This window comes from Runella sp. R5_40 (genome assembly GCF_057652295.1).
The window spans coordinates 111,558-135,897 of record NZ_JBYFCH010000022.1 but is presented as its reverse complement, the minus strand read 5'-3'; the positions used below and the strand labels follow the sequence as shown (position 1 = coordinate 135,897).

General features: G+C 43.3%; 10 protein-coding genes and 1 pseudogene. 7 read left to right on the top strand and 4 right to left on the bottom strand.

Translation table 11 applies throughout. The features are described 5' to 3' along the window. Positions 1 to 118 precede the first annotated feature (118 nt). Positions 119 to 313, top strand: a pseudogene (locus AC23N5_RS26185) (integrase core domain-containing protein); the annotation flags it as partial. 129 nt (positions 314 to 442) lie between these two features. On the opposite strand, the gene AC23N5_RS26180 reads toward AC23N5_RS26185, so the two are convergent. The 4 genes from AC23N5_RS26180 to AC23N5_RS26165 form a co-directional block, all read right to left on the bottom strand. Then, the gene (locus AC23N5_RS26180) at positions 443 to 1,663 is read right to left on the bottom strand and encodes a site-specific integrase (protein WP_183978484.1); all 1,221 of its coding nucleotides are present in this window, start codon (positions 1,661 to 1,663) and stop codon (positions 443 to 445) included. 311 nt (positions 1,664 to 1,974) lie between these two features. Then, on the bottom strand, positions 1,975 to 2,571 hold the full coding sequence (locus AC23N5_RS26175) for a helix-turn-helix transcriptional regulator (protein WP_487757807.1): 597 nt from the start codon (positions 2,569 to 2,571) through the stop codon (positions 1,975 to 1,977). Continuing rightward, the gene (locus tag AC23N5_RS26170; RefSeq protein WP_487757806.1) at positions 2,568 to 3,413 is read right to left on the bottom strand and encodes a helix-turn-helix domain-containing protein; all 846 of its coding nucleotides are present in this window, start codon (positions 3,411 to 3,413) and stop codon (positions 2,568 to 2,570) included. Before AC23N5_RS26170 ends, AC23N5_RS26175 begins: the two co-directional genes overlap by 4 nt. A gap of 109 nt (positions 3,414 to 3,522) precedes the next feature. Further along, complete coding sequence (locus AC23N5_RS26165) at positions 3,523 to 4,254, bottom strand: LytR/AlgR family response regulator transcription factor (RefSeq protein WP_487757805.1); 732 nt, start codon at positions 4,252 to 4,254, stop codon at positions 3,523 to 3,525. Between the two features lie 335 nt (positions 4,255 to 4,589). On the opposite strand from AC23N5_RS26165, the gene AC23N5_RS26160 reads away from it, so the two are divergent. From AC23N5_RS26160 to AC23N5_RS26135, 6 genes are all read left to right on the top strand, one after another. Next, positions 4,590 to 6,479, top strand: coding sequence for a sensor histidine kinase (locus AC23N5_RS26160; RefSeq protein ID WP_487757804.1), 1,890 nt, complete (start codon positions 4,590 to 4,592; stop codon positions 6,477 to 6,479). A gap of 48 nt (positions 6,480 to 6,527) precedes the next feature. Then, positions 6,528 to 8,627, top strand: coding sequence for an ATP-binding protein (locus AC23N5_RS26155; RefSeq protein ID WP_487757803.1), 2,100 nt, complete (start codon positions 6,528 to 6,530; stop codon positions 8,625 to 8,627). An 84-nt stretch (positions 8,628 to 8,711) separates the two neighbouring features. After that, positions 8,712 to 9,902, top strand: coding sequence for a hypothetical protein (locus AC23N5_RS26150; protein ID WP_487757802.1), 1,191 nt, complete (start codon positions 8,712 to 8,714; stop codon positions 9,900 to 9,902). 398 nt (positions 9,903 to 10,300) lie between these two features. Continuing rightward, on the top strand, positions 10,301 to 12,841 hold the full coding sequence (locus AC23N5_RS26145) for a SprB repeat-containing protein (RefSeq protein WP_487757801.1): 2,541 nt from the start codon (positions 10,301 to 10,303) through the stop codon (positions 12,839 to 12,841). A 122-nt stretch (positions 12,842 to 12,963) separates the two neighbouring features. Further along, complete coding sequence (locus AC23N5_RS26140) at positions 12,964 to 14,604, top strand: spermidine synthase (protein ID WP_487757800.1); 1,641 nt, start codon at positions 12,964 to 12,966, stop codon at positions 14,602 to 14,604. 76 nt (positions 14,605 to 14,680) lie between these two features. After that, positions 14,681 to 24,307, top strand: a complete 9,627-nt coding sequence (locus tag AC23N5_RS26135) for an Ig-like domain-containing protein (protein ID WP_487757799.1) — start codon at positions 14,681 to 14,683, stop codon at positions 24,305 to 24,307. Positions 24,308 to 24,340: the final 33 nt, after the last annotated feature.

The following is a 24,340-nucleotide window of genomic DNA, read 5'->3' as shown; positions in this document are numbered from 1 at the left end:
TGCTCGGTGGTGCATCACCAGCAAAAATATGACAAAAATTATACTCGCACGCTTGCATAAACCATAGAAATCCGTGCAGTCCCGTGCAGTCGAGCGGTTTTGGTGAACGGTAAAATATGAACATATTTACCTCAACCCGACCAACGGCCGCTTTGAACTCTACCAAGAACTGGACGAATATATGCGGTATTACAACTTTGAGAGACCACACAGTGCATTGCAAAAGTCAACGCCTGCGAAGATCTATAACGTAAAAGATAATGTCAAATTTCTAACCAAATTTTCAACGTTAAATTCAAATCCTGTAGTCTAAAAATTGGGGAGGCTTAACTAACGAATAATCTATTCCAGACTTTAACACACATATTTATTTGAAAAAGTACCAAAATGTACCTTTTAACTTCCAACCATGCTTTTAAAATAATCATACTCGCCTAAAACACTACATCAATGCTTTCATTGCCTCATCAAGCACGTCATTTCCAAAGCTATCTAGGTAAATTCTGGTCGTTTTCTCACTATCATGCCCCAACAACTCAGAGATAACAGCAGTAGGCGTACCGTTCTTTTTCTGAATAGTAGCAAAAGAATGTCTAGCGACGTAGGTCGTCAAGGGAACAGCTATTTCCAGCAAGCGCCCAATTTCTTTTAAATCAGCATTTGTTTGGCCATTCACTTTGTGCACCCTATCATTGATTTGTTTAGCGGTTTTATGAAAATCTGATAAAATTGGGAAAATATAAGAATCATCCCCCAGGTAGTTCGTATTTTTATACCATTCTAAGATAGTTAATGCTGGGGGAAGTAGTAAAATATTGAAATCCTCTCCTGTCTTTTGGCGGGTATATAGCAATCGTCCTCTCTCAATATTTTTCCAGCGTAAGTTAGCCATATCCACGAAGTTGATTCCTCCACAGTAGTAACTGAACAAAAAGTAATTTCGAGAATGAAAGAGCCTAGATTGAGTATCGGGGGAGAACTGCGCAATACTCATCATTTCGTCCTTTGATATAGCTCTTTTGCGTGTTTTTGTTCTGCGGTACTTGGCAAAGCTGAACTCTTTGAATGGATGGTAGTCATCTTTTACGAGTTTGTCTTTTCGGGCATAATTAAGAAGGGTATTAAATGTACGTAAGTATAAAAAAATGGAATTAGGTTGTAGTCCTTGAGCATCTAGCCACTCTTCATATTTTTTTAGGAACGAGAAATTTATATCTGTAAACTCCAAGTCTTTACCTCTACGATAGTTTTTTAATTTCAATAAAGTAGCCTTGAATGCATCCGCATATCCTATTTTATCCGCTCTTTCTTTCCGTTCTATAACTTCTTGAAAGTAGCTAAACACACTATAGGTGGTCTTCTGTTTTGAGCTTTGAAGTATATCGGTCAGTTCTTCAAGTGAATAGGCTCTACCTTCGTTTTCTAGGTTCAAAATTTCACGGTTAGCATTCGTTGTTATTGAGTTGACCCTGTATGTGATTTCCTTCGCCAAGGGATGCTTTTTCTTTGGTAGTTGAGTTTTCTCATCCCACATGTCACTGGCACAACTCAAACCTATATTCAAGTACTTGACTTTTCGGTTTTGAATCAGGCGTAACATGATCGGATGCTCGCCGTTTTTAAGTACTTTTGAAGTAAATAAAATTACTTTTGCTGTCGTCATAAAAGTGTAATTGCTGGAATGCAAGGGGACGCTTCCTTTCCCCTTGGTTTAAACATGGTTTAAACAAAAGTAATAAAAAAGGCCAACAATCAACAATTAATAGCAAATAAATATTGTCCATAATTGTTGATTATCAATTATTTATAATTTATCAGAATTTTCAAAAAACTAAAACAAATAGCCTGGGGGGCAAGGGGTCGTGGGTTCAAATCCCGCTATCCCGACAATAAAAAAGCACTTACGGTTAAAACTGTAAGTGCTTTTTTATTGTCGGGATAGCGTAAGCCTAGCCTTGAATCATCTTTAGGTAATTAAACAACTCTTCTATCTAGTCGTCCTATGTGCAACAGTTGATATTTTTTAGGAGTAATCCCAAAATGCTTTTGAAACATTTTGTTGAATTTTATGCAAGAACTGTCGCTATACCCGATACATTTTGAAACTTCTACTGCTTTGTAGCCATTTCTAAGGAGTTTTGCAGCGTGTTCCATCCGCTTATCCATGTAAAGCTGATAAAATGGTTTGCCATATATTGCTTTGAAATGGTTTTTAAACAAATTCAACGGGATATTATAGTCAATGGCTATTTGTTGTTCGGTAGGGGGGACTTGCTCAAATCCTTCTACTAAGTATTTTCGGTAGATCTTTTTTATTATGTCATCCCATGTATTGATATTTCGCATGCGCAAGGGCTCAACACTTTCTTGGGCTGCTTCGGTATCTTCATGCTTTAATTCGGTATGAAAATGCTTTATCCTTATTTCGTTGTCTATCTGGTTGATTTCCAGATTATTGGAAGGGGTGAGGATAAAAGAAATTTTATGAGAAAGTAATAATGCAACTACCGCCTGAACACATTCGGTAGAGACTACAAAGTCAACAGTCGAAGGGTGATGTTTCGCTATCATTGTTTTTCGGTGTAAGTAGTGTTGGGGGAATAGTTGAATTTTTGCTTGAAAACACGCGTAAAACCTGAAGGATGGTGATAGCCAACCTGATAAGCTACCTGTGTTATAGAATATTTTCCAGTTTGAAGTAAGCCATGGGCATACATCATCTTTTTATCTAAAATGTATTGATGGGGGCTAGAATTAAACAATTCATAGAATAAAATCTTGAATTTACTGACACTCATTCCAGCCATTTTGGCCATTTCGCTGATGGAGGGAGTGGATCTTTTAAAATCGGACGTTATTTGTGCTTCGACTTCCTTGATTTTTCGGGAGTCAATTTCTCGGAAGTTTTTCTCCGTCCTACTTAAAATTTGTGTTTGAATATCATCTATCAAAAGAAGGAGGAACTGAAGAAAGTAACTTTTGGCTAACAAATCAGGATTGAATGCCCGCTGGTATTCTTTCTGAAATGCAGAATATTTCAACGTGAACAAGCTGTATTGGTTATTCCAATTAATTAGAACTTTTGGAATAATATCTTCCAAGTCTGAGTAGGGACACCCGACCTGATTTATTAACCAATCAATGCGAACCCCCACGAGAAAAGGCCGCGCATGTTCATAAGTAGTACTTATCAAACAATAATCGCCCTCAAGAATACTCCGAAATGAATCAGTGAGGGTACGTAAATCTTTATTGTGCTCTGGTAGAATAGTGAAAAAGTAAGTGTTGCTCGAACCAAAATCGAAAATTTTAAAGTTGGCTTTAGCCCTAGCTCCACTTGATTCCTCAGAAGCTTGTCGTTTGAAGCACATTAACCAAAAATCTAACTTTATGTTCGCCATGGGATATTGCATTGGTATGTAAACAATACCAAAAATGGTATATGCTAGTATCCCATTGTAAACGTGGCGGCTTAAAGTAAGGTAAGTGGTTTTTTTTAGGTGGTAACTGACAATTTTTGGATTAGATATGCCTTTTTAAAAGATGATTTAGCTCCTTTCTAAAGCTTCTTCCAACGGGAAGTGTCACCAATCCAGTCAGTTTAATTGTATTGGCTTCCAATTGCTGAACATGAAGGGTATTGACTGCAAACTTGTGATGGATGCGAATAAATTGTGCATCCAAAAACGCCTCAAGGAGTTTGGTTAATGATTTTTTCAGAACATACCTTTTAGTAGGTGTATGTATGTAACAATGACTGTCGTCGGCTTCGATATAAACAATTTCGGTGAACCTAACCTGCTCTTGTTGACCTGTCCTGCTACTTAAGTACATGTACTTTTTGTCTATAAAATCATACTCTTTGCTTTTCGTTTGCGCTTCTAAGGTTTTTTCGATGGCAGACTGTAGCGTAATTGCATGAAAAGGTTTGATTAAATACTGAACGCTGAGGTTCTTCTGTGCCTCCAAAAATAGATTTTGGTCTTGAGAAGAGGTCATCAGTACGACGGGCACGAGGGTGTCTCTAAGAATTTTAAGAAGCTCAATACCAATAGGTTTGTTTTCAATCATAATATCTGATAGTACCAAGTCAACTTCATGATTATCAAGATGTTTGGTTAAATCAGTCAGTTTTGTAAAAATGCCCCCTAACCGAAATGTATAATTGGAAGAAATGCGCTCAGTGAGCATAATTTCTAATTTAATTTGGTCAATGGGGTCGTCTTCTAGTATTACAATCACAATGTCTTTCATAGCCATACTTTATATGCTTAAACATATAATTTGCCGTAAGTGTTATATCAAAAAATATAAAACTTGGTCGTGGAATTAATGAAGCAAAAATAAAGTTGGCGGGAAATGAAACAACGATGCATTTAAAAAAAAACATATATGATAAGTGTGATAACGTTTTGGCTAACTCAAAGTGGCCCCTTTCAAAAGATAAATCATTAATTTTGATAGTATAATAAATTAATTAATATGCTTTTTTGGTATAGTATATAGTATAAGTGTGTAGCTGAGCACAAGATTGAATAAAGCGAATGGCTTTGTGTCATTTTCTATTGTATGTAATATGTTTGTGATTTATGAAATACTCACTTCTTCTTTTTTTATTGATGTATGTTCCTGAGACAGGATATGCACAAAATAAAACTTTAAACTCTTTTCGTGATTATCTCGTTTTAGCGTGCAATTTTGATAACTATAAGACACAATTAGAATCAAATTTTAACAGTGAATCATTGTATTTGTCGATTGCAAATCAACTAAAAAAACAAAATGATTATGATACGATAGATTTAAAAAAAATGAGCCTGATTGTACGACAAGCTTCGGCACAAAAATCACAGCTTGGTTTAGCTATGGCTTATTATATACTTGGAAGAGAGTACACTATTGATCAAGATGATTCGCTGTCGTACAGTTATTTAACAAAAGCTGAGAAAATTTTTACAACACGCAATGATACTACAGGAATAATTCACTGTTCCAAACTTCTGCGCGCTCATACGAGAAGAGCAGACCAAAATTTGCCCAAATTTTACTTTGACAAAGTTGTGACACTTGGTCAACAATCAAAGTACCCGATTGACAATTATATGTATTACCTGCTTATCATGGCTTGTGATTCTTATTTAAAGTCTCAACCAACTGAAACTGAAATGGAACAGGCTTTAAGTAAAACGATGAAGATAATCGATAACTACCCGCATTTTGAATACATCCGAGCCAATGTTTACAAAAATATTCAAGAAGGGTACCGAAAAAAGGAAAATCACGAAAAAGTACTTGAATATGCCCTAAAGGTGATGACCCAAACAACCAAAAAAATAGATTTTATGGATTATCAATACTTGGGCAATGCTTATCTGTCTGTAAAAAAATATAACCAAGCAATAACTGCCCTGGAAGAGGCGGCAAAGCGCATAAAAGTAGAAAGGCCAAGGTCAGTTATACGGCTAAAAAACATATATATATTCTTAAAAAAAGCGTATTATGAAGCTGGGAATTTAAAAGCAAGCATACAGATAGATGAAAAGTATGACAGTCTGGTTTATGTAATCAGTACGAATGACCGTAGCGTAGCACTGTTTCACCTGCGAGAAAAATACTCCTTTGCCGATAAGGAAGCGGAGCTTAAAAGACTTACGTTAGAAAAGGAAATAGCCGATTCGCAAAAAAGGCTCTTATTTGGAAGCTTTATCATGACCCTCATAGTAGTTGGAATCATACTTTTTTTCTCAATAAGGCTTCGGAAAACTAATATTAAATTATTGCATCTTCAGCAGGCAAGAGATAAATTTTATACCATTATTGCCCACGATTTGCGCTTACCCATGAAAAGCCTTAATGACATGGGGATATTGTTACAACACCTTATTAAAGAAGGGAAAGTGGAGGAGTTAGATAGGGTTATTAAGCAGATTGAAAAAATGAGGTACCAATCGAATCTGCTCCTAAATAACCTGTTTGAATGGGGTAAAAGTGACTATTTTGTTAATGAATCTGTAACACGTCCAGTTGTTTTTGAAGCACTTATCTCTTTACAAACAATATATAATTACTACTTCCCTTTTGCCGAATCAAAAGGAGTATCTTTAGAACTATCATTACCATCCTCTTTACCACTTTTGGCTGACCAAAAAGGATTTGAAATAGCCATCAGTAATCTACTAGACAATGCCTTGAAACATACACCCCCTGGTGGAAAAATTCTGATTAAGGCATATAAAAGTAACCATAAATTTCGCCATTTTTCGATTGTCATCTCTGATACGGGAGATGGAATTATACCTACACAACTAAGCTATTTACAACAAGTATTTTTGTGGAAAACAAAACCAGAAGTGGGTATTCAAGGGCTAGGATTAGGCATGATTTTGATTTATAACTTTGCCCGAAAAAATAATATCAACATTCATGTAATGAGTAAAATAGGGGCAGGAACCTCATTTAAACTGGTTTGGAAAGCTTAACTAGTTAAGCACTTAAAATTTCAAAACCTCGTTGTAAATCAATAAATTATGAGATTTGTTAGTTTTCTATCTTTTTACCTACTTTCCATTGGGCTAGTATATGCCCAAAATACATCCTTTAAATCTTTTCGTGATTATATCGCTCCTGCGTCTCGGTTGGATAGTTTGAAAAAAGTAGAGCGAAGCATGCCACAAAATTCACAATCAAGTCAATACCTTCATTTATTGATTGCCATTGAGTTGGGTAAGTCATTTCGGGGCGATTCGATTAGTACAGAGCAGTACACTAAAATAACCCAGTTGGCCACAAAGCATAAATCAACTTTAGGGCTTGCCATGGCAAATTATATCATGGGGATGTATCACTCATCGTGGCGAGAAGAGGTTGCTTATAAACATATTATGAAAGCCCAAAGCCAGTTTGCTGAGCAGAAAGATACGTCTGGTATCATTCAGTGCCTAAGCTGGTCATTGCGACAGTTTACGCAAGATAATCCAAGCTATGGCCAATTTAATGAAGAGCTTCGTCTGAAAATGAATCGGGAAAGTTTTACTCAGCTAGTCGCCCTTTCCGAAAAATCCACGCACGCCATTGACAGGTTTACCTATTATCGAACTATTTTGAATAGCCATCCTCCTTTTTCCCGAGAAATATCTGAAAAACAACGAATTGAAGCCCTCGAAGCTGCGAACGAAATATTGGACAAAAATCCAAACTTATCTTTCCTAAGAAAGGCAATTTATCGTGCTGCTCAACAAAGTTTCTTATATTTAAAAAAGACAGATAAACTCTTGGAATATGGCTTGAAAACACTGAATCATCCCGATATTAACGCCACTTTTACTGACTACAGAAATGTAGCAAATACTTACATAAAGTTGAATAAATATGATAGTGCTATTGTGTATCTGGAAGAAGCTTTGAGGCGAGTCAAGGTAGAAAAGCCCAAAGATATAAATACTTTACGGGGAATAAACAGGCGTTTAAAGGACGCATATTTTAAGGTAAACAACTGGCAAGCAGGTATAAAAGCTTATGACGAATACGACAAGTACAATAACCTGATTCGTGACAATGACCGTAGATTGGCCGTGTATGAAATCAAAGAGAAATATTCATTTACGGAAAAAGAAGCCGAGCTCAAACGGATAACTTTGGAAAAGCAGGTAGCCGAAAGCCGCAATCAGCTTCTCCAAGCACAATATGAAGCCCAAAAACGGGAGGCAGCTTTGAAAAATCTGTCTTTAGAAAATCAGGCAGCAGAAAGTAGGACCAAACTACTCCAAAGTGAGGTAGAAATTCAGCGAAAAGAACGAACGCTCCAACTGGCCGAATTCCATAAAGAACTTTTGTTCGGCGGTTTGCTGGTCGCCTTGGGGTTGATTGGAACGACGCTCGCTTTTTCAATAAAACTTCGCAAAACAAATAGGAAACTGCTGGAGCTTCAACAAGGCCGCGATAAATTCTATACCATTATAGCACATGATTTACGCACGCCCATCAACAGCCTCAATGACATGGGGGGATTGTTGCCGCACCTAATCCAAGAAGGAAAAAAGCAAGAGTTGGAGAGGGTAATCCAACAAATCGAATACATGCGCGAAAAGACGAGGCTACTCCTCAACAACCTGTTTGAATGGGGGAAAAGTCAGTATTTTACGCCAGATGTGGCGGAAGTTCGGCAACAGGTGGATGTGGTGCCTTTGGTTGAGGAACTGTACCAAACTTATCTACCGATTGCACAATCCCAAAAGATTGATTTGGTAGCGGAGTTGCCAGCAAGTTTTGTGACCCAAATCGCCCCGAAAGGGTTGGTGATGACGGTGCGTAACTTATTAGACAACGCCATTAAAAACACAGCCGAAGGGGGTACGATTTGTGTCCGAATCAATCCACCTGCCGTTGGTAAGAGATTGAATGACTTAACAATCACGGTTACGGACACTGGGAAAGGCATTGCCCCTGACCAACTCCATTATCTACAGCAAGTGTTTGCAGGGCAAGTAAAACCCGAAGTAGGGATTCATGGGCTGGGGTTAGGCATGGTATTGATTTACAATTTTGTGCAGAAAAATAAAATATCCCTATCCGTCGAAAGCGAAGTTGGTAAAGGTACTTCTTTTGAACTCACCAACGGTTTATTATGAAAAAACAAAAATGGTAAACGATATGACGTATTGGCTAAATATATGGTTCGTTTTTTGATGTAAAACGATATTAATAGTCAATAAATGAAAAATCTATTATTGTTTTTTTGTGGATTATTTATTGTCGTATCTGTCCGTGCTCAAAAATTGCATGTACTAGTTGTTATTGATGAGGAGGATACTAATTTTGGTTTGTTACAATTGCGCAATGAATCAGATATACTTTATATCCTAGAAATTGTAGAACGAGAATTGGGTTATAAAATGGAGATAACCCACCTTTCAAAGCAGAAATTTACAGCCAATGACCTTCATCAAACCATTGATAGCCTGCCCACAGATGAAAAAGACATTGTAGTCATCTACTATGCGGGCTTTGGCCTTCCTTCTCCAAATAAAAGCAGCCTCTTTGCCCACTGGAAACTGCGAGATAATCCAACTAGTGGGTTATCAGTAGATGAGGTTGCTAGTTGGCTGGAGGTCAAGCAAAAAGCCAAAAAGCTACATTTGGGATTGATTGTATCAGAGTATAGTGCGCAAAGCATTCATTCGCCCCAACGAGTAATCGATACCCTTGGCGTGTCGATGGCATACCGTAAGCAGGTAGTTCAAAAGCTTTTTTTAGGGCATTGTGGTATTGTCAAAATGGGGAGTTCGTTGCCCTATGAGCCGTCTTGGGTCAATGAAAATCACAGCGCGCCGTTGTTTACCGAATCGCTCGTTCGTGCGTTTGATAGAATGATTAAGCCTCTGGATTCCAGTGCTTTACAGTCTGTGTCTTTTCGGCAGTTTCATGTCTATGCCTCGTCGTATATAAACCGATATTTCAATGAGATGCCCATAAGCCAAACCCCTATTTTGGAAATGAAATCTTGCGAAGGAAGCACTTTTAGGAGTGGGGTAGGAGCACCTTCCGATTCTTACACAATTGCTGTCAAAGTGTTGGGAGGACTTCTTAATTCGTTGGCTCATAATAAAGACTCACTTCAACGTCAGCAAATCAAGCAACAACTTCTCAATTATTTCACCCCCGATGCCACCGTCAGGGTTGTTAGAATGTATGGTATGAACCGAATCCCAAAACCAAAAGAATATACCTTGGGGGCGTATTTGGATACCATACATCTACCTGGTATGAATCCAAGTACTCAAGAAATGCTACCCAACATGATGTATTTATATATAGGTAAAACAGAAGCCGATACCACACTCCTCAAATCTCCGCTCGTTAAACGCCTGTCGGTGTCCGAAATATGGGGCAATGTTGCTCATTGAGGTCTTGCTCCTACTGTAGTTGATTTATTTGCCCATTTCTTTAAATATGGCATGAAAATTGTGAAAGGATATGCTCCTTTTAAGTGGCTAAAATCTTTCTATTTTTATCATCAAAAGAAACATATTTACTTCTTTTTCTCGTAATAAAAGTTGAAAAAATAGACCCATTTGTGGGTCTATTTTTTTCTCTCAATTGGATTAACTACTTCATATACCCAAAATAACCAAAACGATAACTGATATACCGATTTGGCTAAATCGTCGGATTAGTTCTTGTTACAAAAAAGCTAGGTAGTTCATAGTTTTTTCGAACAAAATTATTCTGAAATCGTATGGTTGTTTTTTTACACCTCCGTTGCCCCAAATACCTCTTCACAACACTTCTATTTCAGTTGTGTATGCTGACTGGAATAGTGAGGTCTTACGCACAGACCGAAACCTTTCCTTCGGGCTCGTATATCATCAATATGGGGATTACCCCTCAGACCCAATCCAATGCCCTGAGGCCCTACGGGTTGATTTATGATTTGTTGAAAAACGACAAAATCCCTGTCAAATGGGTCATCAGTCAAACCAAGGGCATTGATGGCATTGACTTTAGCCACCAAGGGGTAGATTTTCGAGGCGGGACATTCATCATCCCCGCCGCTTTCCGAAATTCATCAGTGAATGGCAAAATCAGCAGCTATGGCGTTTCGGGGATAACCATGACGAGCCCTGTGACGGTGAACGTAACTTATACCCTCAGATCAGCACCTCGCTGGACGTTGGACGACCAGAATGGAAAAATTGCCGAAGGCTTCTTCAGCCAGGCGGGGATTCCATCCTCAGCTTACAACTTCAAAGACCCCCAATCATTGGCAGGGTGCGATGATATTTTTGTGATGCCTCACGCCGACCCCAAATGGAGTAGCCACAGCAACCTCTACAACTGGAACCGTACGCAGTTTGGGGCGATTTGGGCGGGTTGCAAAGCTGTATCGGAATTGGAGAACATGAACAACGGCAGTTTGCAAACCAATTTCCTGGCTAACAACGTAGGTGGTGTTGGCAATGCCTTGGTATTTTCTGGATCACACAGCGATGGAAGCCCCCCTTACACGCGTCTCAACCCAAGCAGCCCTGCTGCGCAATACATGGGCTCAACCGACGCAGCTCACCCTGGAGGTGCCGAACAAATCTACCTGCCTAGACCAGGGGGAGGTTGGCGTTCAACAACTCAAATTATCTGTTTCGACCCTAGCCAAAGCGACGTACCCAGTAAGTCACCTGGGCCAGCAGCCTTGATTGTTTTCGGTCGTGGTTTTGGCCTGAATACTTCTGGCTACGTGATGTACGAAGCAGGTCATGACATCAAAAAAGCAGGCGGTACGGCCAGCATCGCTGCTATTCGTGCTTTTTTTAATTTTAGCCTTTTGTCTTCTGTCGATAAAGTACCTTTTATCAGCGTGGCAAATGTTCCTACGACCATGTCAATTGGTGTTGGCTATGCCGTCAGTGTCACGGCTAACTCTCCTGTATCATCTCCGCTTACTTATCAGTGGACGAGTAGCTGCGGAGGTACTTTTGCCAATGCGTCGGCGGCCAGTACCACATTTACCCCTCCCAATGTGGGTAGCGTTACTTCCTGTATGATTACCGTCACAGTGTCCGACGCCTGCGGCAGGCAAACCTCCACGGCCACGCCAATTACCATTCAGCCGTGTAACCAATCGGTTACTTCTTCGGTAACACCGTTGTGTCCAGGTGCTACCAATACGGGCGTCATTGCGATGACTGTGACGGGCGGCACTGCTCCTTATACTTATACATGGACTCGTTCGGGTGGTGGCACTGGGTCGGGTAATGGCACTACCATCTCTGGCCTTGCCACTGGTACTTATACCGTTACGATTACCTCTTCTACTGGCTGTGCCAATACTTTTACGGCTATCGTGGGTACGTATCCTGCCATTGTCATTACCCCAACAGTCACTCCAGTGGCTTGTAATGGCGGTGCAACGGGCTCTATCAGTTTGGCGGTTTCGGGTGGTACGCCAGGCTACACTTACAATTGGGGCGGCGGCATCACCACCCAAAACCGCAGTGGTCTAACGGCTGGCAACTACAGTGTGACTGTCACCGACGTCCAAGGGTGTACCGCTAACGCAAACAGCATCAGCGTAACGCAGCCTGCAGCGATAACAGGTACACCAACCGTGACACCCGTACCTTGCTTTGGGCAATCTACTGGAGGTATTACACTGGTAGTGGCTGGTGGAACTGGCCCTTATACCTACCAGTGGAACGACGGAGCCTCTACCCAAAACCGTACCAATATCCCCGCAGGTACCTACAGCGTAATCATCACTGATTCAAAAAGTTGTACGGGAACAGTGACCAACATTTCTGTTACCCAGCCTTCTGCTGCGCTTACGGCTTCTTTGTCAAAAACGGAGCCAACCTGCGGAGCCACCAACGGAAGTGTGACCGCTACAGTATCGGGTGGTACGGCTCCTTATACCTACGACTGGAACGGTACGCCAACGGGCGACGGAACTGCTACCATCACTGGTTTGGCCTCGGGGAATTATCAGGTCACTATCACCGATGCCCGAAACTGTACTTTTATTGCTACCATCACTTTAACAAACGTCGCCACAATGGTATTGACTACCAATGTGACACCTCCAACTTGCCCACCTGGCTCGAATGCACCTTTGGGCGAAAATGGAGTAATTGATTTGGTAGTAAACGGTGGCACTGCACCATTTACCTACAATTGGACAACATCCAATGGAACAGGTCTTATACCAACAGCTCAAGACCAATCGGGCCTAACTGCTGGAACTTATAACGTAACCGTGACGGATGCCGTTGGCTGTACTGCAAGTACTTCAGTGACACTTACTGCCATAAATCCTTCACCTGTCAAGCCAGTAACAATAAACAATAATTGATTTTTAAACGGCTCCAATGAGGTAGTAATGCCCAAAAAAGTGGCGTTTAAAAGCACATCAATTGATTGTCTAAACTAGGTGTAGTGCAGAATAAAAAATGGAAAGGTTAAAAAATGTTTCAAATGGAAAGAAAACTAAATATCAAATCTAGTACTTCTACTCAAGTTGATGTGCTACCTCAAAATCAAAGGAAACTATTGCTCATAGTTTCCTTTGTGGAAGGGGCTGCCGTGATGATTATAGAGTTGTTGGGGGCAAAAATAGTGGCACCATTCTATGGGACATCGATGTATGTTTGGGCCTCGGTATTGGGAATAACACTCATTGCTCTTTCTGGCGGATATTTCGTTGGCGGTAGTGTTTCTAATAAATACAAAGACAAAAGTCCACTGTTTGCCATACTCGCTGTGGGGGCAATATTAGCAATCATTGCCCCAAGAATTGCACCAACTATTATGATAGCTACGGCCGATCTTGGGGTGCGAATTGGCTCATTAATTTCGGTGTCAATTTACCTATTACCTCCCATTTTTTGCATGGGAATGGTGTCTCCCATCATCATCCAGCTCATTAATCAATCGCAGGAAAATGCAGGACAAACTGCTGGTACCATCTATGCCATTTCTACCGTTGGGGGCATACTCGCTACGTTTCTTGCGGGTTTTGTACTCATCCCCGAACTCGGTATTCAGACCACGGCCACTTTTACTGGTCTTGTGTTGATGGGCTTTTCGGCAATCGGTATGTTCAGCCGAAAACAAAAAATGCAAGCTGTTCTCACTTTTGGCCTTTTTGTTTTTCTCGTTCCGTTTGTCTATAGCCAACCTACTGCTGATCCAGCGATTACAGTACAGTACCAGTCCAGCGGTATCTTGGGTGAGTGGACGGTGGTAGATCACAAAGGTTTTGCCAAAGACGGTCGTCCAGTGAACACAAGGCAATTGTTACTCAATGGGATAGACCAAACGTTTACCAGTGTAGGGATTGAGCCGTTTTCGATGTGGAGGTATCCCCATAAAGTGACGGCTTTGGCGGGGATAAAGCCAGCCAAGAGCAAGGCCCTGCTATTGGGAATGGGGGGCGGAAGCATTGCCCATAATTTGATTCGACTCGGATTTGAACTTGATATTGTGGAGTTGGACGAACGGATTCCGTTTATCGCTGAAAAATGGTTTGGATATGATCCTACCTCTGCGAATCTGGTCATCGACGACGCCCGTCATTACATTCGAAATACCACAAAAAAATACGATGTAGTCATATTGGACATTGTAAATGGAGAGGTACAGCCCTCTCACATGTTTACCATAGAAGGGCTAAAGGAGTTAAAGGCTGCATTGAATAAAGACGCATTGGTGATTGTAAACTTTCAGGGTCAATTGGATACAAATGATTTAGAACTGTCACGCGCGCCCCGTTCGGTCATCAAAACTTTTGAATCTATTGGATACAAAATGTTTGCGGTTAAGAATGAAAAAAAATCAATATCTGCTGATTTATTAATCTATGGTACTCCTGGTTCATTGAATATCAAAGAGGCGCTTAGTCAAAATTTAAGATACAACGATATTCTCCCCAATGACCATTTTTCAGCGGCAGATTATGTCCCAATATCAGGGTATGAATTAGGGAACGTAGAGGTGATGACGGACGATAAACCAAACTTAGAATTATTGAATACTCCGACTGTTTTGAATTGGAGGAAAAATAAAATTGAATATACCGTAAATGGACTCATCAAAAAGGGAGTTCCCATTTACTAATCAGCAATAAGGAGTTTTATGTCTCAATCGAATTAAAATCAATATTATGGAAACAATTTATACAACTAAGCAAATAATGATAAGGTCTGCGAAGATTTATTATTATTTGTCGCGAATCACGGTTGTTTTATGCCTGTTTTTTTGGATTGTGGGGGTTATCCATGCCCAGACTGCGACCATTACCTCAACCAAATCAACGCAGCTTTACAAAGGGACTAATACCAGAAACTACGGCTCATGCCCTGGAATCGGTCCAGACAATGCGACCAATTACCAGATGAATCCCCTCATTCAATTTGATTTGTCGGCTATCCCTGCTGGGGCAACCATCACCTCAGCAACCCTGAAAATGGTACACGCACCAGATGGAACAGGATTTGACAATGAAAAAGGTTCGTCGTTCCCATCAATCATCAGAAGGGTGACTACTGATTGGGTAGAAGGGAGCGCCTGTAATGCCACTCAGTCAGGATCTTCCACTTGGAACAGTCCTGGAAGTGGTAGCTGGACTGGAGGGAGTTATGCAGGCACTAACTATGGCACACTGACGGCGGGTGCGTCTGATGCTCCGGGTACAGTTTATAATATCACTATTACAACGTTAGTGCAAGAGTGGTATAACAATACCTCCCCGAATTATGGTTTGGGTATAGTACCCCAAACCCTTGTAGGTGACAAAGAAGAATCATGGTATTACATGTACAGCGATGATGCAGCTGTTGCGTCTAACCGTCCGCAGCTTATTGTCAACTACTCGTTGCCACCAGTAGGCGGAACGGCCAGTAAAACGGATGCCTGTATCGGTGTGGCCAACGGATCAATCACCGTTTCTAATCCAACTGGAGGAAGCGGTACGTACGAATACCGAATCAACTCTGGCACTTGGCAAAGTAGTAATGTATTTAATAGCCTTGTAGCAGGGACTTATACGGTGCAGATACGAGACGCGAATAATATAACCAACCAAACAACGCTCTCCTCCCAAACGATTGGCAATTTACCCGACTCCGATGGGGATAATATTTCAAATGATTGTGATTTGGATGATGACAACGACGGCATTTTGGATACGGTGGAGGGATCTAGTGACACAGACGGAGATGGCCTGATTAATTCATTGGATAACGATTCCGACGGAGATGGTTGCTTCGACGCCATCGAAGGTGGGGCTGCTCTTACAGCGGTAGATGCCAATGGCAGACTGACTGGGGGAGTGGGTACAAACGGTGTTCCAACAGCTGCGGGTGGGGGGCAAACCCTTGGAGGCAGTCAAGTAGCTACGCGGGTTGTGATTGTGACCAATCCGAGCAATCAATCAGTGGCTGCGGCTGCGCCAGCCACTTTCAGCATCTCCGCTCGCGGTGATAACGCCACCTCCTACAGTAGCGGTACGCCCAGCTACGGTACGGCAGGTAACTCGAACGCGGGTCTATTGTACCAGTGGTATGTCGGTGACCCTGACGCTGGTGGAACAGCCCTGACCAATGCGGGGGTGTATAGTGGCGTAACAACGGCTACGCTAAGTATCTCGAACAGTACGGGTTTATACGGAAATAATTATTACGTGGTGGTTACGCATAGTTCCAATGATTGCGTTCGATTCAAACGCTCAGCGGCGCTTACCTTATTCTGTGGTAGTATCACTGCTTCCGTAACATCACAAACCAATATCAATTGCTTTGGTGCCTCAACAGGTTCGGTCACCGTTGCAGGGGCAAATGGGCTTGCACCATACACCTACAAACTGGGAAGTGGCTCTTTTGGAAGTTCTGGTACGTTTACCAGCCTAACTGCGGGCGCTTACACGGTTACTGTGAAGGATAATGGGGGTTGTGAGGAAACCGTAAATTTTATCATTACGCAGCCTTCGGCGGCTTTGGCCGTGAGCCAATCAACCGTACAGCCCCAATGTTTTGCCCAAGGAAGCATCACCCCTACCGTAACTGGAGGAACAGCTCCCTATACCTACGACTGGGCAGACATCCCTGGAGCCAACAATACCAGTAACCGAATGGGTTTAGCCGCTGGTACGTATAACCTAACCGTTACCGATTCTAAAGGCTGTACAGTTGCGAGTGGCAACATTGTGTTGAATGCTCCTAGCAATTGCGATCCCATTGATATTTGTCGGAGCAGTGTCGCTGAGGTCTTCTCGGTTACCCCCGATCCTGCCAATATATCCTATACTTGGACAGTTCCTTCTGGGGCAATTATCACAGCAGGGCAGGGTACGCCACAAATCACGGTGAATTGGACGGGTGTCACGCCTGGCAGGTACCAAGTGTGCGTTGTGGCGGTGAATAATTGTAACGAAAGTGCCCAGACCTGCATCGACGTAGATGTAATTCAGCCAATGGCGCAAGCTTCTGTTGTCTTGCCGATTTGTAAAGACAGAACAATCGGTTTGTTGGCTACGGGAGGAGTTTCTTACGCTTGGACGGGGCCAAACAACTTTACCTCATCCAGCGCCAGCCCCAGCATCCTCAACGCGAATGCTGCCCTCCACAATGGTACTTATACAGTTGTGGTCACGGATGCTTCGGGCTGTCAGGCTACTGCGACTGTGAACGTAACGGTAGCAGATAATCCCGTGCTGACCACTGCGTCGGTTACGAATGCTACTTGTAACCAATCAAACGGTGCCATTAACATTACCGTGAGTGGCGGAACACCTGACTATGATTATGATTGGAATAACGGAGCCTCCACTGAAGACTTAACTAATTTGAGCAGTGGTAGTTATACCCTGACGGTCACGGACTCAAAAGGCTGTTTTCAGACGACCACCGTTGCTGTCATCAGTACCAATGGGCCAACTGTGACAAACACAAAGACAGATGTAACCTGCAACGGTGCAAGCACGGGAACTATAGACGTGACGGTGACGGGTGGAACCGCTCCTTATACCTACTTGTGGTCTGATGGAGCTACTACCCAAGATAGAACGGGACTAGCCGCTGGAACATACAGTGTGACCGTGACAGATGCCACAGGATGCGTAAGTACGACAAGTGCTACCCTCACACAGCCTGCTGGGATTGTTCTTGATAATGTTAAAACGGACGTTAATTGCTTCGGCGGCTTAACAGGAAGTATAAATTTAAGCGTATCGGGTGGTACTGCTCCCTACAACTACGCATGGACGCGTAACTCAATTACTTTTTCGGGTAATATTCAAGACCTCTCCGCAATAGGAGCAGGTACTTACCAAGTAACAGTTACCGATGCCAACAGCTGTATAGCCACGCAAACCATTGTCATCACGCAGCCAAGTGCCGCTTTAAGTGCCACTCGGGTTATTTCCAATGTAAGTTGTCGCAATGGCACAAATGGTCAAATTGTATTGACTGTCACTGGTGGTACTGCTCCCTACACATACGCATGGACAGGCCCCAGTAGCTTTACCGCAACGACCAAAGATATTATTAATCGTCCAGCAGGTACGTATAACGTAACCATCACGGATGCGAAAGGATGTACCTTCCCGCTAACGAACATGGTGATTACACAACCTGCCTCTTTGATTTCGGTCGTGCCTGTTTCCACAACTGACGTGTTGTGTTTTGGAGATGGAAATGGAAGTATCGATATCAACGCTTCTGGCGGTACACCGCCTTATACGTATGGGTGGAACACGGGTGCCACTACTCAAGATATTAGTGGGCTGAATCCTGGGGATTACAATGTCGTAGTGACGGATGCCAATGGCTGTTCGGTTACTTCTAACATATTTACAATTTCTGGCCCAACTGCCCCAATATCTGCCACGATAACGCCTACTGATGCGGATTGTTTTGGTGCTTCCACTGGTGAGATTTCGATAACAAACGGCGGCGGTACACCTCCTTATACCTATTTGTGGAGCAATGGTTCGACCAGTCAAAACCTGTTTAATTTGCCCGCAGGAGATTATTCGGTGACAGTGACCGACGCAAACGCATGTAAGGAAGTGTTCCAAACCTCGGTTGGACAACCCATCCAAATCATCATAACGGGGGCAATCACCAACGCCCTTTGTTCTGGCAGTGCAACGGGCGCTATCACAGTGTCAGTAACGGGTGGTTCTGCTCCTTACACCTACAAATGGATAGATGGTCCGACTTCACAAAATCGCACCAATTTAATAGCGGGTAATTATACCTTAGAAGTGACCGACAATACGGGATGTAAAGTTTCTAAAACCTTTACTGTCAACAATACTTCAAGTCTTTCAATTTCTTCAATTACTACGCCAATTAGCTGTTTTGGTAACAACAACGGTCGGGTAAACCTCATCGTTACTGGTGGTGTGGCACCCGTTACGTTTAGCTGGTCAAATGGCGCTACTACCGAAGATATTTCGGGCTTGTCAGCTGGGACGTATTCAGTGACTGTTTCGGATGCGATTGGTTGTGTGAAAACATTGACAGCAAGCGCCGTTACTCAACCTACGCTTTTAACTGCTTCTGCTGCACAAACAAAAAGCGTAAGCTGTAAGGGAGGTAGCGACGGTGAGGCAACCGTTACAGGTAGTGGCGGAACGGCTCCTTATACCTACAATTGGTCCAATGGAGCGATGACAGCGACCGCAACGGGATTACGGGCAGGCACATACAATGTATTCGTGACAGATGCCAATGGTTGTACGGCTACTGCCTCTGTTGTTATCACTGAACCGACTACTGAAATAGAACTGTTTGTCAACGTTACAAACAACTCTTCGTGCAGTACCAATAAAGGGGCAATTGATTTGGTTATTCAAAATGGCGTTGCTCCATTCACCTACGTATGGACTGGCCCAACCGCTATCGCGAACGTCCAAGATCCAACAAACTTACTATCTGGTGCTTACACTGTTACCGTAACTGATGCCTTGGGTTGTAGCCGTAGCATATCTGCGACTGTAGGTAGTGCCCCTGCGCTCTCGGTTAGTGTATCAGTTGAAAATCAAAGTTGCCAAGGAATTGATGGCAAAGCATTTTCAGTGGTGACAGGTGGAGTGGGGCCATTCACGTACTCATGGTCTCCTGGTGGCATTACCACGAAAGATTTAACGGGCTTACCAGCGGGTACTTACACAGTAACTGTAACCGATGCCAATGGATGTACAGCCACTGCCTCTGGTACGTTGACAGCTCCGAATTGTCAGCCGCCAGTTGCAGTTGATGACCCGTACACGACTCCTTTCAATACGCCTTTCACTGGAACGGTCGCTACCAATGATTCTGACCCTGACAATACGTTGGCCGAGTTATTATTTGACCCTTTGGATTCTCCGTTATTAAGTCAAGGAACACTTGTATGGGACACAACAGGCAATGGTTCGTTTATCTTTACCCCAGCATTAAACTTTGTGGGAGTTATTACGATTCCTTACAAAGTTTGTGATCCAACGGGTTTGTGTGATGACGCAAATTTAATCATCACCGTAAGCGCACGTCCTCCAGTTGCCACCGACGATTTCAACAATACGCCAATCAATACGCCTGTATCTGGCAATGTGTTAACCAACGACGATGACCCGCAAGGATTACCATTGACAGTCAACACAACGATACCGACCATTTGTCCGCCGAAGCACGGCACAGTGGTGATACAGGCCAACGGTAATTATACTTATACACCAACCAACAACTTTGTAGGCACAGATAACTTCTGCTACATTGTGTGCAGCAGCATAGGTTTGTGCGATACGGCAACGGTGACCATTGACATTATTCCATTGGTGACTAAAAACAGCGTGGTGGCCAATGATGATGCCTCTCAAACGCAAGTAGGCGTACCTGTAAAAGTACGGGTGTTGGCCAATGACTTTGACCCGCAAGGCGACAAGTTTGCTTCGGTGACCAGAATCACTAACCCGACCAACGGTACGGTGGTTTATAACCCAGCCGACAGCAGTTTCACTTACACGCCAACGAGCTTGTTTGTGGGTAAAGACCGCTTCAAGTATGTGCTTTGTGACGTCAAAGGGGCTTGTGACACGGCCACCGTAACGATAGATGTGTTGCCATTGATTCCTGGTAATGATCCACCAGTAGCGGTTGACGACGCCAACGTCACAAGGGTCAATGTACCAGTTAGTGGTACCGTAGCGACGAACGACAGCGACCCTAACAATGACCCGCTGGTGTTTACCAAACTGACTAATCCAGTGAATGGTACGGTGACTTTCAATCCTAACGGTACTTATACTTATACACCGAATACCAACTACGCAGGTCCCGATCGATTCATTTACAAGGTTTGCGATAACGGAACACCGAATCTGTGTGATACTGCCACGGTTTATATCACGGTATTGGTATCACCACCAATAGCTACTGATGATATTAACAATACGCCAATCAACATCCCAGTATCGGGCAATGTGTTGACCAACGACGATGACCCGCAAGGATTGCCATTGACAGTTAACACGTCGATACCGACTATCTGTCCGCCGAAACACGGTACAGTGGTGATGCAAGCCAACGGCAATTATACTTATACGCCAACCAACAACTTCGTAGGCACAGACAACTTCTGCTACGTGGTTTGCAACAGTGCAGGTTTGTGTGATACAGCAACGGTGACCATTGACATTATTCCGTTGGTGACCAAAAACAGTGTGGTCGCCAATGACGATGCCTCTCAAACGCAAGTGGGTGTTCCTGTGAAAGTACGGGTGTTGGGCAATGACTTTGACCCACAAGGCGACAAGTTTGCTTCAGTGACCAGAATCACAAACCCGACCAACGGAACGGTGGTTTATAACCCAGCCGACAGCAGTTTTACTTACACACCAACTGCTGGATTTGTAGGTAAGAACAACTTCAAGTATGTGCTTTGTGACGTGAAAGGTGCTTGTGACACGGCCACCGTAACGATAGATGTGTTGCCATTGATTCCTGGCAACGATCCACCAGTAGCCGTGGATGATGCCAACGTCACAAGGGTCAATGTACCAGTGAGTGGCACCGTAGCGACGAACGACAGCGACCCTAACAATGACCCGCTGGTGTTTACCAAACTGACCAATCCAGTAAATGGAACGGTAGTGTTCAACCCTAACGGAACTTATACTTATACACCGAATACCAACTATGTAGGTCCCGACCGATTCATTTATAAGGTTTGCGACAACGGAACACCGAATCTATGCGATACTGCCACGGTTTACATCACGGTATTGGCTCTTCCTCCAATAGCGACTGATGACATTAACAATACGCCAATCAATACGCCTGTATCTGGCAATGTCTTGACCAATGACGATGACCCACAAGGATTGCCATTGACAGTTAACACGTCGATACCGACCATCTGTCCGCCGAAACACGGTACAGTGGTGATGCAAGCCAACGGTAACTATACCTACACGCCAACCAACAACTTCGTAGGCACAGACAACTTCTGCTACGTGGTGTGCAACAGTGCAGGTTTGTGTGATACAGCAACGGTGACCATTGACATTATTCCATTGGTGACGAAAAACAGTGTAGTGGCCAATGACGATGCCTCTCAAACGCAAGTGGGTGTACCTGTAAAAGTACGGGTGTTGGCCAATGACTTTGACCCGCAAGGCGACAAGTTTGCTTCGGTGACTAGAATCACTAACCCAACCAACGGTACGGTGGTTTATAACCCAGCTGACAGCAGTTTCACGTACACGCCAACGGGCTTGTTTGTGGGGAAAGACCGCTTCAAGTATGTGCTCTGTGACGTGAAAGGCGCTTGTGATACGGCCACCGTAACGATAGATGTGTTGCCATTGATTCCTGGTAATGATCCACCAGTAGCGGTTGACGACGCCAACGTCACAAGGGTCAATGTACCAGTAAGTGGCACAGTAGCGACGAATGACAGCGACCCTAACAACGATCCGCTGGTGTTCACCAAACTGACCAATCCAACGAATGGTACGGTGGTGTTCAACCCTAACGGAACCTATACCTACACGCCAAATACCAACTACGCAGGCCCCGACCGATTCATTTATAAGGTTTGCGACAACGGAACACCGAATCTGTGTGATACTGCCACGGTTTACATCACGGTATTGGTATCACCACCAATAGCTACTGATGATATTAACAATACGCCAATCAACATCCCAGTATCTGGCAATGTGTTGACCAACGACGATGACCCGCAAGGCTTGCCATTGACAGTTAACACGTCGATACCGACCATTTGTCCACCGAAACACGGCACAGTGGTGATGCAAGCCAACGGTAATTATACTTACACGCCAACCAACAATTTTGTAGGTACAGACAATTTCTGCTACGTGGTTTGCAACAGCGCAGGTTTGTGTGATACAGCAACGGTGACCATTGACATCTTACCAATCATCACCATCAACAGTGTAGTGGCTAACGACGATGCTACGCAAACGCAAGTAGGCGTACCTGTAAAAGTACGGGTGTTGGCTAATGACTTTGACCCGCAAGGCGACAAGTTTGCTTCGGTGACTAGAATCACTAACCCGACCAACGGTACGGTGGTTTATAACCCAGCCGACAGCAGTTTTACATATACGCCAACGGGCTTGTTTGTGGGTAAAGACCGCTTCAAGTATGTGCTCTGTGACGTCAAAGGTGCTTGTGACACGGCAACGGTGACAATTGATGTACTGCCATTGATTCCTGGCAACGATCCTCCAGTAGCCGTGGATGACGCCAACGTTACCCAAGTCAATGTACCAGTAAGTGGCACCGTAGCGACGAATGACAGCGACCCTAACAATGACCCGCTGGTGTTTACCAAACTGACCAATCCAGCGAATGGTACGGTGGTGTTCAACCCTAATGGTACTTATACTTATACGCCAAATCCTAACTATGTAGGTCCTGACCGATTCATTTATAAGGTTTGCGACAACGGAACGCCGAATCTGTGCGATACTGCCACGGTTTACATCACGATTTTGCAAGTCACGAAGGTGGCACTCTTGCCAAAAGTGTATTTACAAGGTTCGTTGTTTGGGGTATTCTCGGGTAATTTGATGCGTGATGATTTGCGGGGGAAAAACTTGATTCCAAGAAAATCACCTTACCTAGCTTGGAATCCGATTACGCCTGCCGATACCATTACCTCAAACACAGTGTTGACAGTTACTGGACAAAATGCCATCGTGGATTGGGTATTTGTGGAACTTCGAAGTGCAACAGACTCTACTAAGGTTATCGACAGCCGTTCGGCGCTTGTACAACGAGATGGAGATATTGTAGATGTAGATGGTACTTCCGCTATTGTGTTCACCAGTGCCATTCCAGCAAGCTACTTTGTGGCTGTCAAACACCGTAATCACTTGGGGGTTATGACCCAGAATGAACTGCCATTAACGCATGTTGCTACAGTTGTCGATTTCAGATTACCAGCAACCCCAACCTATGTTTTAGCTAATTCCCCCATTCATCAATCGCAGGTGAATGTGGTACAAGGGAAAGCACTTTGGGCAGGGAATGCACTTTATGATGGCCAAGTGATTTACCAAGGTACTGCCAACGACGTCAATGTTGTCTATCAGCAAGTTATCGGGGCAGCAGCCAATGTGATTGGGTTACCTTTCTTCATTTTGGCAGGCTACCACACTGGTGACATCAACATGGACGGGGAGGTGATTTTCCAAGGAACAACCAATGACGTAGAGTATATCTACCAGAACGTCATAAACAACCACGGTGGTAACTCACTCAAACAAAACTTCTTCATTATTCAGGAACAGTTGCCTAAGTAAATACAAAAGCAATTGTGTGGGGGAAATATTTTC

Excerpts from the sequence above, each read along its gene's own strand:
- AC23N5_RS26145 (WP_487757801.1), top strand. The coding sequence starts at position 10,301 with ATGCTGACTGGAATAGTGAGGTCTTACGCACAGACCGAAACCTTTCCT.
- AC23N5_RS26135 (WP_487757799.1), top strand. The coding sequence starts at position 14,681 with ATGATAAGGTCTGCGAAGATTTATTATTATTTGTCGCGAATCACGGTT.
- AC23N5_RS26150 (WP_487757802.1), top strand. The coding sequence starts at position 8,712 with ATGAAAAATCTATTATTGTTTTTTTGTGGATTATTTATTGTCGTATCT.
- AC23N5_RS26170 (WP_487757806.1), bottom strand. The coding sequence starts at position 3,413 with ATGCAATATCCCATGGCGAACATAAAGTTAGATTTTTGGTTAATGTGC.
- AC23N5_RS26140 (WP_487757800.1), top strand. The coding sequence starts at position 12,964 with ATGGAAAGAAAACTAAATATCAAATCTAGTACTTCTACTCAAGTTGAT.
- AC23N5_RS26165 (WP_487757805.1), bottom strand. The coding sequence starts at position 4,254 with ATGAAAGACATTGTGATTGTAATACTAGAAGACGACCCCATTGACCAA.
- AC23N5_RS26180 (WP_183978484.1), bottom strand. The coding sequence starts at position 1,663 with ATGACGACAGCAAAAGTAATTTTATTTACTTCAAAAGTACTTAAAAAC.
- AC23N5_RS26175 (WP_487757807.1), bottom strand. The coding sequence starts at position 2,571 with ATGATAGCGAAACATCACCCTTCGACTGTTGACTTTGTAGTCTCTACC.
- AC23N5_RS26160 (WP_487757804.1), top strand. The coding sequence starts at position 4,590 with ATGAAATACTCACTTCTTCTTTTTTTATTGATGTATGTTCCTGAGACA.
- AC23N5_RS26155 (WP_487757803.1), top strand. The coding sequence starts at position 6,528 with ATGAGATTTGTTAGTTTTCTATCTTTTTACCTACTTTCCATTGGGCTA.